The organism is Embleya sp. NBC_00888 (assembly GCF_045207655.1).
Lineage (GTDB): Bacteria > Actinomycetota > Actinomycetes > Streptomycetales > Streptomycetaceae > Embleya.
Window position 1 is genome coordinate 7,662,048 of the sequence record NZ_CP108784.1, and the last position, 18,490, is coordinate 7,680,537.

At 73.8% G+C, this 18,490-nt stretch carries 2 protein-coding genes and 1 pseudogene; all 3 read left to right on the forward strand.

What is annotated here, in order from left to right; all coding sequences use genetic code 11:
• The first annotated feature begins 23 nt into the window (after positions 1-23).
• The 3 genes and pseudogenes from OG948_RS32590 (at position 24) to OG948_RS32600 (ending at position 18,488) form a co-directional block, all read left to right on the forward strand.
• On the forward strand, positions 24-6,614 hold the full coding sequence (locus OG948_RS32590) for an SDR family NAD(P)-dependent oxidoreductase (RefSeq protein ID WP_406299901.1): 6,591 nt from the start codon (positions 24-26) through the stop codon (positions 6,612-6,614).
• 51 nt (positions 6,615-6,665) lie between these two features.
• Positions 6,666-6,722 (forward strand): annotated as a pseudogene (locus OG948_RS32595) (polyketide synthase docking domain-containing protein); the annotation flags it as partial.
• A 60-nt stretch (positions 6,723-6,782) separates the two neighbouring features.
• Positions 6,783-18,488 carry an SDR family NAD(P)-dependent oxidoreductase gene (locus OG948_RS32600; RefSeq protein ID WP_406300385.1) on the forward strand — a complete coding sequence of 3,902 codons (11,706 nt, stop codon included), beginning with the start codon at positions 6,783-6,785 and terminating at the stop codon, positions 18,486-18,488.
• The last annotated feature ends 2 nt before the right edge of the window (positions 18,489-18,490 follow it).

Sequence of the window (18,490 nt, forward strand, 5' to 3'; positions counted from 1 at the left end):
TGTCGAAATCTGTGGAGCACCTGATGACGAACACGGACACGAGGGTCCTCGACGCGCTGCGGACCTCGCTCAAGGAGAACGAGCGACTGCGGCAGCGGAACCGGGACCTGACCGACGCGGCCGGCGAGCCGATCGCGATCGTCGGGATGAGCTGCCGCTACCCGGGCGGCGTGGGCTCGCCCGAGGACCTGTGGCGACTGGTCGCCGAGGGCGGCGACGGCATCACCGGCTTCCCCGAGGACCGGGGCTGGGACCTGGGCACGCTCTTCGACGACGACCCGGAGCGAGCCGGCACCTCGTACGCCCGCGAGGGCGGATTCCTGCACGACGCCCTGGAGTTCGACGCGGCGTTCTTCGGCATCTCGCCGCGCGAGGCGCTCGCGATGGACCCGCAGCAGCGGCTGCTCCTGGAGACGTCCTGGGAGGCGTTCGAACGGGCCGGGATCGACCCCGAGTCGGTACGGGGCACGCGAACCGGGATCTTCGCCGGGCTGATGTACCACGACTACGCGTCGCGGGTGCGCCGGGTACCGGAGGACGTCGAGGGCTATCTGGGCAACGGCAGCGCGGGCAGCGTCGCCTCCGGCCGGGTGTCGTACACGATGGGCCTGGAGGGCCCGGCGGTCACCGTGGACACCGCGTGCTCGTCCTCGCTGGTCACCCTGCACCTGGCGGTCCAGGCGCTGCGCCGGGGCGAGTGCACGCTGGCCCTGGCCGGCGGTGCCACGGTGATGTCCAGCCCGGGTACCTTCGTGGCGTTCAGCCGCCAGCGCGGCCTGTCCTCGGACGGGCGCTGCAAGTCGTTCGCGGCGGCGGCGGACGGCACCGGCTGGGCCGAGGGCGTCGGGATGCTGCTCCTGGAACGGCTCTCCGACGCACGGCGCAACGGCCACCGGGTGCTCGCACTGGTCCGGGGCACCGCGCTCAACCAGGACGGCGCCAGCAACGGCCTCACCGCGCCCAACGGCCCGGCCCAGCAGCGGGTGATCCGGGCCGCGTTGGCGGACGCCGGACTGGCCGCCGCGGACGTCGACGCGGTCGAGGCGCACGGCACCGGGACCGCGCTGGGCGACCCGATCGAGGCGCAGGCCCTGTTGGCCACGTACGGGAGGGCGCACACCGCCGAACGCCCGTTGTGGCTGGGCTCGTTGAAGTCCAACATCGGTCACACCCAGGCGGCGGCCGGGGTCGGCGGCGTGATCAAGATGGTCCAGGCGATGCGGCACGGCGTACTGCCGAAGAGCCTGCACATCGACCGGCCGACCCGCCAGGTGGACTGGTCCACGGGCGCGGTGTCCCTGCTGACCGAGCCGGTGGCCTGGCCGGAGCGGGACGCCCCGCGCCGCGCCGGGGTGTCCTCGTTCGGGATCAGCGGCACCAACGCGCACGTCATCCTCGAACAGGCGCCGCCGGCCGAACCGATCGAGTCCGGCGCCGGTGCCGACGGCGATCGGCACGACCACGCCACCCTGGTCCTGTCCGGGCGCGGCGCGGACGCGCTGCGCGGGCAGGCGGCGCGACTGCGACAGTTCCTGGCCGACCGGCCGGACCTGTCGATCGCCGAGGTCGGCCGCGCGCTCGCGGGCTCCCGAACCGCCTTCGAGCACCGCGCCGTGATCCTGGGCCCCGAACGCGAGGACCTGCTCGCCGGACTCGAATCGCTGGCCGCCGTCGACCCGGCGATGCCCGCGCCGAACGTGGTCCTGGGCACGGCCCTGGGCGAGGCGGCGGACGTCGGCGTGGCGCTGGTGTTCCCCGGCCAGGGCTCGCAATGGGCGGGAATGGCGCGGGAGTTGCTGGACACCTCTCCCGTGTTCGCGGCGCGGATCGCGGAGTGCGAGGCGGCGTTGGCGGAGTTCGTCGACTGGTCGCTGGTCGAGGTGTTGCGGGGTGGTGTGGCGGCGCCGTCTTTGGACCGGGTGGATGTGGTTCAGCCGGTGTTGTTCGCGGTGATGGTGTCGTTGGCGCAGATGTGGCGGTCGTTCGGGGTGGTGCCGGCGGCGGTGGTGGGTCATTCGCAGGGTGAGATCGCGGCGGCGTGTGTGGCCGGGGGTCTGACGTTGTCGGACGCGGCGCGAGTGGTGGCCTTGCGCAGTCAGGCGATCGCGCGGTCGCTGGCCGGACGGGGCGGGATGGTGTCCGTACCGCTGCCGCTCGCCGAGGTCGAGGAGGAACTGACCCGGTGGGACGGCCGGATCGGTGTCGCCGCCGTGAACGGCCCGGCGTCCACGGTGGTCTCGGGCGACGCGGATGCCCTGGACGAGCTGATGGCGCACTTCGAGGCGGCCGAGATCCGGGTCCGGCGGATCCCGGTGGACTACGCGTCGCACTCGGCGCACGTCGAGGACCTGCGTGCGGAACTGCTCGACGTACTGGACGCGATCGAGCCTCGCGAGTCGGAGATCCCGTTCTACTCGACGGTGCTCGACGACTGGCTGCACACCGGGGGCCTGGACGCCGAGTACTGGTATCGGAATTTGCGCGAGACGGTGCGCTTCGAGCAGGCCGTGGACACGCTGTCCCGGCAGGGCATCGACATCTTCGTCGAGGCGAGCCCGCACCCCGTGCTCACCGTCGGCGCGCGCGAGACGCTGGAGGCCGGTGAGAGCTCGGGGGTCGCGCTGGGCTCGCTGCGGCGCGACGAGGGCGGTCTGGGCCGTTTCCTGCACTCCGTCGCCGAGGCGCACGTGCACGGTGCCCGGGTGGACTGGACCGCGGCCTTCCCCGAGGCCGCCGGGCACCCGATCGACCTGCCCACGTACGCGTTCCAGCGGCAACACTTCTGGCTGGACGCCGGCGACGCGGGCCCCTCGGACGCCTCGGGGCTGGGACTGGCGTCGGCGGAGCACCCGCTGCTGGGCGCGGTCGTACCGCTGCCCGAGACCGGTGGACTGTTGTGCACCGGCAGGTTGTCCACACGGACCCGACCGTGGTTGCTGGACCACGCCGTGCACGATGTGGTGATCCTGCCCGGTACGGCGTTCGTCGAGCTCGCGATCGCGGCGGGCGACCGGGTCGGCTGCGGTGTGGTCGAGGAACTGACCCTGCATACGCCGCTGGTGATCCCGATCGAGGGCGGCGTACGGCTCCAGCTCACCGTGGGCGGACCGGACGAGGAGGGACGCCGGGCGTTCACCGTGCACGCCTCGGACGAGCGGGCGCCGGCGGAGCAGCCGTGGACCCGGCACGCCTCCGGGGTGCTCGGCGGCGCACGATCGGCGCCGGCCGTCGGCGAGTCGGCGCAGTGGCCGCCGGCGGGCGCGGCGGAGGTGCCGGTCGAGGACCTGTACTCGAGCCTGGCGGACGCGGGCCTGGGCTACGGGCCGGTGTTTCGCGGGTTGCGTCGGGCCTGGCGGGTCGGCGACGAGGTGTACGCCGAGGTGTCCCTGCCGGAGGGGGTCTCGCCGGCCGATTTCGGGATCCACCCGGCGCTGCTGGACGCGGCCCTGCACGCGGTGGCGCTGGGCGCGGGGGAGCGGGTCGAGGTGCGGTTGCCGTTTTCCTGGTCCGGGGTCGTGCTGCACGCGACGGGTGCGGACGCGCTGCGGGTGCGGGTGGCGCCGCAGGGTGCGGACGCGGTCTCGGTCGAGGCCGTGGACGCCGGCGGTGCGCCGGTCGTCTCGGTCGGGTCGCTGGTGTTGCGACCCCTTGCCGCCGAGCAGGTGCGCGACGCGGGGCGGGCGACCCAGGACGCCCTGTTCCGACCCACCTGGCCGGAGTCGGAGCCGACCGTGCACGAGGGTGCGGCGGAGGGGACCTGGGTGGTTCTCGGGGAGAGCGCCGACGGACCGCTCAGCGCCGCGCTGCGGGAGGCGGGGGTCGAGACGACCTCGATCGGCTCGCTCGCCGAACTGCCGACCTCGGCGGAGCAGGAGCCGCCGGCCCTCGTGTTGTTCGCCGCCTTCGGTGAGACCGGGACGCCCTATGCCGGCGAGTCGGGCGTGAGCGTCGCGGACGCCGCCCGGCTCGCCACCCACCGCGCGCTCGGCGTCGCCCAGGAGTGGCTGGCCGACGAACGCTTCGCGCAGTCCCGACTCGTCGTGGTCACCCGAGGTGCCGTCCCGGTCGGCGCGGGCGAGGACGCCGATCCGGTGGGCGCGGCGGTGCGCGGCCTGATCCGCACCGCCCAGACCGAACAGCCCGGCCGATTCGTGCTGGTGGACCTGGCCGAACCCGCCGACGCGGTCCGCGTCCTGCCGGTCCTGCGGGCGAGCGACGAACCGCAGTTCGCGGTGCGCGCGGGGCGGGTGCGGGTGTCCCGGCTGGCCCGCGCGGCGGCCGAGGACGCGCTGATCCCGCCGAACTCGGACGGTGCCTGGCGCCTGGACATCCCGGTCAAGGGCACCCTGGAGGACCTGGCGCTGCTGCCCGCGCCGCGCGCACGGGAGCCGCTGGCCGCGCACGAGGTGCGGATCGAGGTGCGCGCGGCCGGACTGAACTTCCGTGACGTGCTCGTGGCGCTCGGCATGTATCCCGGGGACGACGCGCTGCTGGGCGCCGAGGGCGCGGGTGTGGTCACCGAGATCGGCACCGAGGTGACCCACGTCGCGCCGGGCGACCGGGTGATGGGCGTGTTCTCCGGCGGCTTCGGCCCGATCGTGCCGGCCGACGGGCGGATGGTCGTGCGGGTGCCCGACGACTGGTCGTTCGCGCAGGCGGCGTCGATCCCGGTGGTGTACGCGACGGCGTTCTACGGGCTGGTGGATCTGGCCGGGCTGCGGCGGGGCGAGTCGTTGTTGGTGCACGCGGCGGCCGGTGGTGTCGGGATGGCGGCGGTGCAGTTGGCCCGCCACCTCGGGGTCGAGGTCTGGGGTACGGCGAGCCCGGCCAAGTGGGCGGCGACCGGACTGCCCGAGGAACGCCTCGCGTCGTCGCGGTCCCTGGGCTTCGGCCAGCGGTTCGAGGGCGCGGGCAACGGCCGCGGCTTCGACGTGGTGCTGAACTCGCTGGCCGGGGAGTTCGTCGACGAGTCGCTCGGATTGCTGGCGGCCGGCGGTCGGTTCGTGGAGATGGGCAAGACCGACATTCGCGATACCGACGCGGTGGCCGCCGAGCGGCCCGGGGTGACGTACCGCGCGTTCGACCTGGTGGGCGACGCCGGACCGGTCCGGGTCGGCGAGATCCTCGGTGAACTCGTCGCGCTCTTCGAACAGGGCGTGCTGACCCCGCTGCCGATCGTCGAGTGGGACATCCGCCGCGCCCCGACCGCCTTCCGCTACCTGCGCGAGGCCAAGAACGTGGGCAAGGTCGTACTCACCATGCCCCGGGCGGTGAACCCGGACGGCACGGTGCTGATCACCGGCGCGAGCGGCGTGCTGGGCGCACTGCTGGCCCGGCATCTGGTGGTCGAACGCGGCGTGCGGCACCTGCTGTTGGTGTCTCGGCGCGGTACGGACGCGACGGGCGCCAAGGAACTGGCCGCCGAGCTGGCCGAATCGGGCGCGACGGTGCGTTTCGCGGCGGCCGACGCGACCGACCGGGCGGCGCTCGCCCAGGTGTTGGCCGGGATCTCCCCGGAGCATCCGCTGACCGGCGTCGTGCACGCGGCCGGCGTCCTGGACGACGGGGTGATCGGTTCGCTGACACCCGACCGGGTGGACGCGGTCTTCCGGGTCAAGGCCGACGCGGCGATGCATCTGGACGAGCTGACCGCGGACGCGGACCTGGCGATGTTCGTGCTGTTCTCCTCCGCGGCCGGCACGTTCGGCGGTCCGGGACAGGGCAACTACGCCGCGGCGAACGCCTTCCTGGACGCGCTGGCGGCCGGTCGGCGGGCGCGCGGGTTGCCCGGCGTGTCGCTGGCCTGGGGCCTGTGGGCCCAGTCCAGCGCGATGACCGGGCACCTGAGCGAGGGCGACCTGCGCCGGATGGCGCGCGGTGGACTGATCCCGCTGTCCACCGAACTGGGCCTGGCCCTGTTCGACGCCGCGCTGCTCGTCGACGAGCCGGTACTGATCCCCACACGGCTGGAACCGGCCGCACTGCGCGACGTGGCACCGGAGGCCGTCCCGCACCTGCTCCGCGCGCTGGGCGCCGGGTCGGCGCGGCGTACCGCGCGGGCCGGATCGAGCGGCGGCGGCCGGTCCTCGGCGGCGGATCGGCTCGCGGGCCTGCCCGCCGCCGAACGGGAGCGGGTGCTGGTCGAGTTGGCCCGCACCCACGCGGCGGCCGTGCTCGGCTACGGGTCGGCGACCGCGGTGGACAAGGACCGGGCGTTCAAGGAGTTGGGCTTCGACTCGCTCACCGCGGTCGAGCTGCGCAACCGGCTCAACGCCGCGACCGGACTGCGGCTGCCCGCGACGCTGGTCTTCGACTACCCCACCCCGGCCCTGCTCGCCGCGCACCTGGGCGCCGAACTGGCGCCGGCGGCGGGCCCCACCTCGGCGGCCACCCTGCTGGCCGAACTGGACCGCGTGGACGCGGCCCTGGGCGAGGTGGAGGTACCGGATCAGGACCGCACCAGGATCACCGCGCGGCTGCGCGCGCTGCTGTGGAAGTGGAACGAGGGCGCCGACTCGGCGACCGAGGACGCCCCGGTCGCCCGGGACGAGGTCGACACGGCCAGCGACGACGAGATGTTCGACCTGATCGACAACGAGCTCGGCGTGTCCTGACCGGGTCCCGTACGTACGAATCGCGTGTTCTGAAGGGGAGTTGACGGCACGGTGGCGAACGCGAACGAAGAGAAGCTGCGGGACTACCTCAAGCGGGTCACCAACGACCTGCGCGAGACCCGCCGGCGGCTGGCCGCCGCGGAGGAGAGCGACCACGAGCCGATCGCGATCGTCGGCATGGGCTGCCGATTCCCCGGCGGGGTGTCCTCGCCCGAGGACCTGTGGCGGTTGGTCGCCGAGGGCGGCGACGGCATCACCGGCTTCCCGGACAACCGCGGTTGGGACCTGGACACGCTGTTCGACGACGACCCGGACCACGTGGGCACCTCGTACGCCCGCACGGGCGGATTCCTGCACGAAGCGGGCGAGTTCGACGCGGCGTTCTTCGGTATCTCGCCGCGTGAGGCGCTCGCGATGGATCCGCAGCAGCGACTGCTCCTGGAGACGTCCTGGGAGGCCCTGGAGCGGGCCGGCATCCGCCCCGAGTCGATCCGCGGGAGCGGCACCGGCGCGTACATCGGGGCGATGTTCCAGGACTACGCGGTACGGATGGACGAGGCCACGGCGGCGAACCTGGAGGGGTTCCTGGTCACCGGCCGGGCCACCAGCGTCGCCTCGGGCCGGCTGTCGTACACGCTGGGCCTGGAAGGCCCGGCGGTCACCGTGGACACGGCCTGCTCGTCGTCGCTGGTCGCGCTGCACCTCGCGGTGCGCGCGCTCCGGCAGGGCGAGTGCGCGCTCGCCCTGGCCGGCGGCGCGACCGTGATGGCCACGCCCAGCACCTTCGTCGGCTTCAGCCGGCAGCGCGGTTTGTCCGCGGACGGTCGGTGCAAGGCGTTCGCCGCCGACGCGGACGGCTTCGGCTCCGCCGAGGGCGTCGGCATCCTGGTCCTGGAGCGACTGTCCGACGCCCGGCGCAACGGCCGCACGGTGCTCGCCGTCGTCCGCGGCTCCGCGATCAACCAGGACGGTGCGAGCAACGGGTTGACCGCGCCGAACGGTCCTTCGCAGCGGCGGGTGATCGAGGCCGCGTTGGCGGATGCCCGGTTGTCGGCGGGTGACGTGGACGCGGTGGAGGCGCACGGTACCGGGACGGCGTTGGGCGATCCGATCGAGGCGCAGGCGCTGTTGGCCACGTACGGGCGCGACCGCGACGCGGAACGGCCCCTGTGGCTGGGCTCGTTGAAGTCGAACGTCGGTCACACCCAGGCGGCGGCCGGGGTCGGCGGCGTGATCAAGATGGTTCAGGCACTGCGACACGGCGTGTTGCCCAGGACGCTGCACGTGGACCGGCCCACCGATCGGGTCGACTGGTCGACGGGTGCGGTGTCGCTGCTCGCGGAGCAGGTGGCCTGGCCGGAGACGGGCCGGCCCCGACGGGCCGCCGTGTCCTCCTTCGGCATGAGCGGCACCAACGCGCACACCATCCTCCAGCAGGCCCCGGCTGCGGAGGAGGAGCCCGAAGCGGACCCGGCGCCGGACACGGTCGACGCCCCGGCCGGTGCCTTCGGGACGACGATTCCGTGGGTCGTGTCGGGCCGCACGGAGCGCGCGCTGACCGACCAGGCGGCGCGACTGGCCGAGTTCGTCGGGGGTGGATCGCAACGGTCGGTCGCCGAGGTGGGCCACGCGCTCGCCCGGACGCGGTCGGCGTTCGAGCATCGGGCGGTGATCCTCGGCGCCGAGCGGGACGAGTTCGTGGCCGGGCTGAAGTCCCTGTCGGCCGCCGACATGGCGACCGACGAGCGCGTGCTGATCGGCGGTGGCGGCATCGGCCGCCCGGTCGCGCTGGTGTTTCCGGGTCAGGGGTCGCAGTGGGTCGGGATGGCTGCCGAACTTCTCGATGCGTCGCCGGTGTTCGCGGCGCGGATCGCGGAGTGTGAGGTGGCGTTGGGGGAGTTCGTCGACTGGTCGCTGGTCGAGGTGTTGCGGGGTGGTGTGGGGGCGCCGTCGTTGGACCGGGTGGATGTGGTTCAGCCGGTGTTGTTCGCGGTGATGGTGTCGTTGGCGCAGGTGTGGCGGTCGTTCGGGGTGGTGCCGGCTGCGGTGGTGGGTCATTCGCAGGGTGAGATCGCGGCGGCGTGTGTCGCGGGCGGGCTGACGTTGTCGGACGCGGCACGCGTGGTGGCCTTGCGCAGTCAGGCGATCGCGCGGTCCCTGGCCGGTCGGGGCGGCATGGTGTCCGTGCCGCTGCCGCTCGAGGAGGTCGAGGAGCGGCTGACCGGGTGGGACGGTCGGATCGGCATCGCGGCCGTGAACGGGCCCGCCTCGACGGTGGTTTCCGGGGATCCCGGCGCGCTGGACGAACTGGTGGCCGGATACGAGGCCGAGGACGTGCGCGCCCGGCGCATTCCGGTGGACTACGCGTCGCACTCGACGCATGTGGAGGATCTGCGGGCGGAACTCCTGGAGATCCTGGGTCCGATCGTGCCGCGTTCGTCGGTGATTCCGTTCTATTCGGCCGTGACGGGTGAGCGATTGGATACGGCCGGGTTGGACGCGGGGTATTGGTTCCGCAATCTGCGTGAGCCGGTGCGGTTCGATCTGGCGACGCGGGCGTTGCTCGCGGACGGGATCGGGGCGTTCGTCGAGTCCAGTGCCCATCCGGTGCTCACGGTCGGTGTGCAGGGCACGCTCGACGACGCGGACTCCGACGCGGTCACGCTCGGGTCGCTGCGGCGCAACGAGGGCGGTCCGGACCGGTTCCTGACCTCGCTCGGCGAGGCGTTCGTGAACGGTGTGGACGTCGACTGGTCGCCGGCCTTCACCACCACGGCCGTCCGCGCGGTCGAACTGCCCACCTACGCCTTCCAGCACGAGCACTACTGGCTGCCGAACGTCGAGGGGTTGACCGACGCACGGCAATTGGGGCTCGGCGTGTCCCGGCACCCGCTGCTCGGTGCGGCGATCTCGATGCCGGAGTCCGGCGGAGTCCTGCTCACGGGCCGGCTGTCGGTGCGCACCCAGCCGTGGCTCGCCGACCACGCGGTGCACGGCACCGTACTGCTGCCGGGAACGGCGTTCGTCGAACTGGCGATCCAGGCCGGTGACCGGGTCGGCTGCCCGACCGTGGAGGAACTGACCCTGGAGGCAGCACTCCTCCTGCCCGAACACGGCGCCGTACAGGTGCACCTGGCCACCTCGGCGGCGGACGAGACCGGGCGGCGCACCTTCGACGTGTACTCGCGTCCCGAGGACGCCGACGGGACCGAGGAGCCGTGGACGCGGCACGCGTCGGGCGTACTGGGCGCGGCGGCGACCGAGGCGGTGCAGGGACTGACGACTTGGCCGCCGGCCGGTGCGGAGGAACTCGACACGTCCGGGCTGTACTCCGGCCTCGCGGACGCGGGCCTGGGCTACGGGCCGGTGTTCCGGGGCCTGCGCCGGGCCTGGCGGGCGGGCGAGGACGTGTTCGCCGAGGTCGCCCTGCCGGAGGGGGTCTCGCCGGCCGACTTCGGGTTGCACCCCGCGCTCCTGGACGCGGCGCTGCATGCCGTGCTCCTCGGCGCGACGGGCGGCGCGCCGGCCGAGGTGCGGCTGCCGTTCGCGTGGTCCGATGTCGTGCTGCACGCGACCGGTGCCGACACGCTTCGGGTTCGGGTGACCTCGGCCGGACCGGACACGGTCTCCGTGCTGGTGGCCGACCCGACGGGCAACCCGGTGGCCTCGATCGCCTCGATGGTCGCCCGTCCGGTGGCCGCCGACGGGCTCCGACCCACCGTGAACACCCGGGACGCGTTGTTCCGCACCGACTGGATCCCGCTGGAGCCGGCCGCCGACGCGATCCCCGCCGGTCGGTGGGTCCACCTCGGTGTGTCCGAGACGGACCTCGGTCTCGACGGCCTCGAGCCGGCGGTCGATGCGGACGCCGCGCTCGCCGACGGTGCGGCCGTGCCGGAGTTGGTTTTCGTGGAGCTCGGTACGGACGACGCCGGCGTCGAGCCGGCGCAGGCCGCGCGGGCGGCGACGGGTAGGGCGCTGGTCCTTGTACAGCGGTGGGTGGCCGACGAGCGGTTCGCCGACGCCCGGCTGGTGCTGGTCACTCGGGGCGGTGCCACGACGGTCGCCGATCCCTCGGTCGCCGCCGCCCGAGGGCTGGTGCGGTCCGCACAGGCGGAGCATCCCGGGCGGATCGTGCTGCTCGACCTGGACGGCGAGCCGATCTCGCCGGACGTACTGAACGGCGCCCTCGCGGGGGACGAACCGCAACTCGCGGTCCGGGCCGGCGTCGTGTACGCGCCCCGGCTGGTCCGGGCCGCCGAGACCACCGCCCTGGTTCCGCCGACCGACGTCGTCGGCTGGCGGCTGGCCGCGTCGGCCGATGGATCGCTGGCCGAACTGGCCCTGCTCCCGGACCGGGACGGCGAGGAGCCGTTGGCGGCCGGTCAGGTTCGGATCGCGGTCCGGGCCGCCGGGCTGAACTTCCGGGATGTGTTGATCGCCCTCGGGATGTATCCGGGCGAGGCCTCGCTGGGCAGTGAAGGCGCCGGGGTGGTCGTCGAGATCGGACCCGGAGTGCACGACCTGACCCCGGGCGACCGGGTGATGGGCCTGTTCGCGGGTGCCTTCGGGCCGCTCGCGGTGGCCGACGCCCGGATGGTGGTGCGGGTGCCGACGGGTTGGTCGTTCGAGCAGGCGGCGTCGGTGCCGGTGGTGTTCGCGACGGCGTTCCACGGGCTGGTGGATCTGGCCGGGCTGCGGCGGGGCGAGTCGTTGTTGGTGCACGCGGCGGCCGGTGGTGTCGGGATGGCGGCGGTGCAGGTGGCGCGCCACCTCGGCGCCGAGATCTGGGGTACGGCGAGTCCGGCGAAGTGGGCCGCGACCGGGTTGGCCGACGAACGGTTGGCCTCGTCCCGCTCGGTCGGCTTCGGCGAACGGTTCGCGGCGGCGGGCGGCGGGCGCGGCTTCGATGTCGTGTTGAACTCGCTGGCCCGGGAGTTCGTGGACGAATCGCTCGCACTGCTGGCTCCCGGTGGTCGGTTCGTGGAGATGGGCAAGACCGATATCCGGGACGCGGACGCGGTGGGCGCCGAGCGGCCCGGGGTGACGTACCGCGCGTTCGACCTCGTCGCCGATGCCGGGCCGGACCGCATCCACGAGATCCTCACCGAGATCCTGGCGCTCTGCGAGAGCGGCGCCTTGCACCCGCTGCCGACGAGCGCGTGGGACCTGCGCCGCGCGCCCGACGCGATGCGGCACCTGCGCGAGGCACGCCACGTGGGCAAGTTGGTGCTGCGGGTCCCCCACACCCCGGACCCGGACGGCACGGTGCTGATCACCGGTGCGAGCGGTGCGCTCGGCGGACTGCTGGCCCGGCATCTGGTGACCGAACACGGTGCGCGAAACCTCCTGTTGCTCTCCCGGCGCGGTGCGGACGCACCGGGCGCCGCCGAACTGGCCGCGGAACTACGCGAGTCGGGAGCGAAGGTCACCTTCGCGGCGGCCGACGTCGGCGACCGGACGGCGCTCGCCGAGGTGCTGGCCGCGATCGCGCCGGAGCATCCGCTGACCGGCGTGGTGCACGCGGCGGGTGTGTTGGACGACGGCGTGATCGAGTCGTTGACGCCCGACCGGATCGACGCGGTCTTCCGTGCCAAGGTCGACGCGGCGGTGCACCTGGACGAGTTGACGGCCGGCGCGGACCTGGCGATGTTCGTGCTGTTCTCCTCCGCGGCCGGCACCTTCGGCGGCCCGGGGCAGGCCAACTACGCGGCGGCGAACGCCTTCCTGGACGCGCTGGCCGGGCGCCGGCACGCGCGCGGACTGCCCGGCCTTTCGTTGGCCTGGGGCCTGTGGGCCCAGTCCACCGGGATGACCGGGCACCTGAGCGAGGGCGACCTGCGCCGGATGGCGCGCGGCGGACTGATACCGCTGACCACCGAGCAGGGGTTGGCCCTGTTCGACGCCGCGCTCGCGCTCGACGAGCCCGCGCTCGTGCCGACCCGGCTGGACCTGTCGACGCCGCGCGAGGCCGCCACCGCCGCGATTCCGCACCTGCTGCGCGGCCTGGTCCGGACCCGGACGCGTCGCACCGTCGCGACGGGGCCCGCGGCCGGCGGCACCGCCCTGGCCCAACGACTGGCCGGGAACACCGCGGCCGAACGCGTCGACGCGCTGCGCGAACTCGTCCGCGTCCAGGTCGCCACCGTGCTCGGGCACGGGTCGGCGACCGCGGTGGACAAGGACCGGGCGTTCAAGGAGTTGGGCTTCGACTCGCTCACCGCGGTCGAACTGCGCAACCGGCTCAACGCCGCGACCGGACTGCGGCTGCCCGCCACGCTGGTCTTCGACTACCCCACGCCCGCCGTACTGGCGCAGTACCTGCACGACCGGCTCTTCGACACGACGGCAGACCCCACGCCGCCCCGGCCGGCCGCCGAACCCGGGTCGGACCACGAGCCGATCGCGATCGTCGGGATGGGCTGCCGGTTCCCCGGCGACGTGGCGTCGCCGGACGACCTGTGGCGCCTGGTGTCGCGGGGCGGCGACGCGATCACCGGCTTTCCGCAGGGCCGGGGCTGGGATCTGGCGGGGCTGTACGACCCGGACCCCGAGCATCCCGGCACGAGCTACACCCGGCAGGGCGGATTCCTGCACGACGCGGGCGAGTTCGACGCGGCGTTCTTCGGTATCTCGCCGCGCGAGGCGCTCGCGATGGATCCGCAGCAGCGACTGCTCCTGGAGACGTCGTGGGAGGCGTTCGAGCGGGCCGGAATCGATCCGGACACGGTTCGGGGCAGCCGGACCGGCGTCTTCGTCGGCGCCATCGCGCAGGACTACGCGGGGCGGCCGGGTGACGGCGCGAGCGGCCTGGAGGGCCACCTGCTCACCGGCAACGCGGCCTCCGTGATCAGCGGCCGGATCTCCTACACCTTCGGCCTGGAGGGGCCGGCCATCACGGTCGACACCGCGTGCTCGTCGTCGCTGGTCGCGCTGCACCTGGCCGTGCAGGCACTGCGCCACGACGAGTGCGCGATGGCACTCGCCGGCGGGGTGACGGTGATGTCGGCCCCCGGCATGTTCGTCGCGTTCAGCAAGCAGCGCGGACTGGCGGTGGACGGCCGGTGCAAGGCGTTCGGCGCCGACGCGGACGGCTTCGGCTCCGCCGAGGGCGTCGGCATGCTGGTCCTGGAACGGCTGTCCGACGCCCGGCGCAACGGGCACCGCGTGCTGGCCGTGGTGCGCGGCTCCGCGATCAACCAGGACGGTGCGAGCAACGGGTTGACCGCGCCGAACGGTCCTTCGCAGCGGCGGGTGATCGAGGCCGCGTTGGCGGATGCCCGGTTGTCGGCGGGTGACGTGGACGCGGTGGAGGCGCACGGTACCGGGACGGCGTTGGGCGATCCGATCGAGGCGCAGGCGCTGTTGGCCACGTACGGGCGCGACCGCGACGCGGAACGGCCCCTGTGGCTGGGGTCGTTGAAGTCGAACATCGGGCACGCGCAGGCCGCCGCCGGGGTGGCGGGTGTGATCAAGATGGTCGAGGCGCTGCGTCGAGGCGCACTGCCCAGGACGCTGCACGCGGACGAGCCGTCCCCGCACATCGACTGGTCCTCGGGGACGGTGTCGCTGCTCACCGAGGCACGGGAGTGGCCGGAGCGCGACGCTCCCCGCCGCGCTGGTGTCTCCTCGTTCGGGATCAGCGGCACGAACGCGCACGCGATCCTGGAACAGGCCGAACCGGAGGCCGCCGCGGAGAAGTCCGAAGCGGAGCCGACCGGTTCGGCGCCCGTCGTCCCGTGGCCGCTGTCCGCGCGCAGCGCGGCCGGACTGCGCGACCAGGCCGCGCGCCTGGGCGAGTTCGTGGTCGCCCACCCGGACACCACGCCGATCGACATCGGTTGGTCACTGGCACGGACCCGATCCGTGTTCGACCACCGCGCGGTGGTCGTGGGCACCGACCGGGACACGCTGCTCACCGGCCTCTCCGACCTCGGGGTCGGTACGGGCCCGGCGGCCGGCCGAGCCGTCGCGCTGGTGTTTCCGGGTCAGGGGTCGCAGTGGGTCGGTATGGCTGCCGAACTTCTCGATGCCTCTCCGGTGTTCGCGGCGCGAGTCGCGGAGTGCGAGGCGGCGTTGGCGGAGTTCGTCGACTGGTCGCTGACCGACGTGTTGCGGGATGGCGCACAGGCACCGTCGTTGGACCGGGTGGATGTGGTCCAGCCGGTGTTGTTCGCGGTGATGGTGTCGTTGGCCGAGCTGTGGCGGTCGTACGGCGTGTTGCCCGCGGCGGTCGTCGGCCACTCGCAGGGTGAGATCGCGGCGGCGTGCGTCGCGGGCGGGCTGACGTTGTCGGACGCGGCACGCGTGGTGGCCTTGCGCAGTCAGGCGATCGCGCGGTCCCTGGCCGGACGGGGCGGGATGGTGTCCGTACCGTTGCCGCTCGCCGAGGTCGAGGAGCGGCTGAGTCGGTGGGCCGGCCGGGTCGGTGTGGCGACGGTGAACGGACCCACGTCCACGGTCGTTTCGGGTGACCCGGACGCGCTGGAGGAGCTGATCGCCGCGCTGGCCGCCGAGGTCGGCGTCGAGGCCCGGCGCATTCCGGTGAACTACGCGTCGCACTCGACGCACGTGGAGGATCTGCGGGCGGAACTCCTGGAGATCCTGGGTCCGATCGTGCCGCGTTCGTCGGTGATTCCGTTCTACTCGGCGGTGACCGGAGAGCGCCTGGACACGGCGGGGTTGGATGCCGCCTACTGGTTCCGCAATCTGCGTGAGCCGGTGCGGTTCGATCTGGCGACGCGGGCGTTGCTCGCGGACGGGATCGGGGCGTTCGTCGAGTCCAGTGCCCATCCGGTGCTCACGGTCGGTGTGCAGGGCACACTCGACGACGCCGACTCCGATGCGGTCACGCTCGGGTCGCTGCGGCGCAACGAAGGCGGCCTCGATCGGTTCCTGACCTCGCTCGGCGAGGCGTTCGCGCACGGCGTGGATGTCGACTGGTCGCCGGCCTTCGCGGATGCCGGCGCTCGTATCGTCGAACTGCCCACCTACGCCTTCCGGCACGAGCACTACTGGCTGAAGTCGGTCGAGTCGACGAGCACGGATGTCGCCGGACTCGGGCTCGGCAGCGCGGGACACGCGCTCTTGGGCGCAGCGGTCGCGCTGCCCGACTCGGGCGGGTTCGCGTTCACCGGTCGACTCTCGGTACGGACCCATCCATGGCTGGCCGACCACGCGGTGCTCGGCGCGATCCTGGTGCCCGGAACGGCTTTCGTGGACCTGGCCGTTCGGGCGGCCGACCAGGTCGGCTGCGGGTCGGTCGAGGAACTGGTGGTCGAGGCCCCGATCGTGCTGACCGAGGACGGCGCGGTCCGGCTGCACGTATCCGTTTCGGCTCCCGACGAGTCCGGCTATCGGCAACTGGGGATCTACTCCCGCGCGGAGGAGCCGGGGGACGCGGGAGGCACGGAAGCAGGCGAGGGCGAGTGGCGTCGGCACGCCACCGGTGTGCTCGCCCGCGAAGCCAAGGACGACAGGGTGCGATCCGCCGACGCCGCTGCGGCGGTGTGGCCGCCGACGGGCGCCGTCCCGGTGGATGTGGACGGGTTCTACGACCGATTGCTGCGCGGCGGCTACGGCTACGGCCCGGTGTTCCAGGGCCTGCGTCGGGTCTGGCGGCGCGGCGACGAGGTGTTCGCCGAGGTGGCGCTGCCGGAGGAGACGCCGGCGACCGGCTTCGGCGTGCATCCGGCGCTGCTGGATGCCGCACTGCACACGGTCTTCCTGCGCGCCGAGGGCGAGCGGACGCCGCCCGAGTCGGGCATTCGACTGCCGTTCATGTGGTCCGGTGTCACGCTGCACGGCTCGGGCGCCTCGGCGCTGCGGGTACGCCTGGCGCCGGCCGGGCCGGACGCGGTGTCCCTCGACGTCGCCGACGGGAGCGGTCGCCCGATCGCCTCGGCCGGATCGCTGGTGTTCCGGCCGGTGGCCGAGGAACTGCTGCGGTCCGCCGGCACGACCGGAGCGGACGGGCTGTACCGCGTGCGGTGGATCCCGGCCGACGACCCGGCCGAGGGCCCGGCGCCCACCGTGGTCCGGCTGGGCCCGGCCGGCGAATTGCCGAACACGCTCGACACGGCGGCCCCGGACCTGGTCGTGTACGAGCTCGAATCGGCCCCGAGTTCGGCTTCGTCCGACCCCCGGGCCCATGAACCCACGCTCCGCGCCCTGGCGTTGGCGCAGTCGTGGCTTGCCGACGAGCGCTTCGGCGGCTCCCGGCTGGTCCTGGTCGGTCGGGGCGTGCGCACCGATCCGGAACTCGCGGCGGCCTTCGGGCTGGTGCGGTCGGCGCAGGCCGAACACCCGGACCGCTTCGTCCTGGTCGACGCCGAGCCGGCGAAGCCGGCCGCGGGCGGCACACCGGGCCCGACCGACGCGCAACTCGCGGCGGCGGCGGCCACCGGCGAGCCGTATGTATCGCTCGTCGACGGCGCGCCCTGGGTACCCCGACTCACCCGGGACGAGCCGGCGGCGGACCCGGCGCACGAGGATCCGGCGCCGGCGTGGGGTCCGGACAGCCGGGTCCTGATCACCGGTGGCACCGGCACGCTCGGCGCGCTGGTCGCCCGGCACCTGGTGCGCCGGCACGGTGTGCGGGACCTGGTCCTCACCAGTCGCCGCGGTCCGGACGCACCCGGCGCCCGCGAACTGGCCGACGAACTGGCTGAGTCGGGTGCCCGAGTCGTCGTCGTGGCCTGTGACGTCGCGGACCGAGACGCGGTGGCCGGGCTGCTCGCCGGGCATCGGTTCGACGCGGTGGTGCACGCGGCCGGCGCGTTGGACGACGGCCTGGTCGAGTCGCTCACGCCCGAGCGGATCGTCGGCGTCTTCGGGCCCAAGGCGGACGCGGCGGCGCATCTGGACGCGCTGACCCGCGAGCACGGCGACGGCCCGACCGCGTTGGTGCTCTTCTCGTCGGCGGCCGGTCTGCTCGGCGGCCCCGGGCAGGCGAACTACGCGGCGGCCAACGCGTTCCTGGACGCGCTCGCGGCCCGGCGTCGGGCCGAGGGCCTGCCCGGCACGTCGATCGCGTGGGGCCGCTGGGAGACGGCCAGCGAGCTGACCGGGAGACTGGACGCGAACGAGCTGGCCCGGCTGGGCCGGGCGGGCGTGGCCGGCCTGTCCGACGACGAGGGCCTGGCCCTGTTCGACGCGGCGATCCACAGCGACGCCACGGTCCTGGCCGCGCGCCTGGACCACACCGCGCTACAGGCCGCGGCCCTGGACGGGGTGCTCCAGCCGATCCTGCGCGGCCTGGTCCGAACCCCGGCCAAGCGGGCGGCGCGGGAGGGCGACGCGGCCCGACCGCTGCGCGAGCTGCTGGCCGAATTGCCGGTCGGACAGCGCGCGCAGGCCGTGTCGGATCTGGTGCGCAAGCACGTGGCCGCGGTGCTGGGCCACGCGTCGGCGGACGCGGTCGACCCGGACCGCTCGTTCAAGGAACTGGGCTTCGACTCCCTGCTAGGAGTCGAACTGCGCAATCGGCTCGGCGCGGCGGCGGGCCTGCGGTTGCGGGCCACGCTGATCTTCGATCATCCGACGCCCGCGGCGCTGGCCGACTGGCTGCGCGCCGAACTGGTGCCGGACACCGACCGGCCGGTGCTGCCGGTCCTGGCCGAACTGGACCGCCTGGAGGCGGCTCTGGCCGGCACCGCGGCCGCGGTGCCCGCCGGCGACGAACGCGCGCTGATCGCCGAACGCCTGCGGCAGTTGTTGTGGACGTGGAGCGACGCGCCGCACGACGGCGCCGACGAGGACGGCGACGCTCGCACCGGTCCGGAACTGACCACCGCCTCGGCGGCGGAGATGTTCGCGCTCATCGACGACGAATTCGGCGCCCTGGACGCCGATTCGGCCAGCCACGGGGGTTGAGG

Excerpts from the sequence above, each read along its gene's own strand:
- OG948_RS32590 (WP_406299901.1), top strand. The coding sequence starts at position 24 with ATGACGAACACGGACACGAGGGTCCTCGACGCGCTGCGGACCTCGCTC.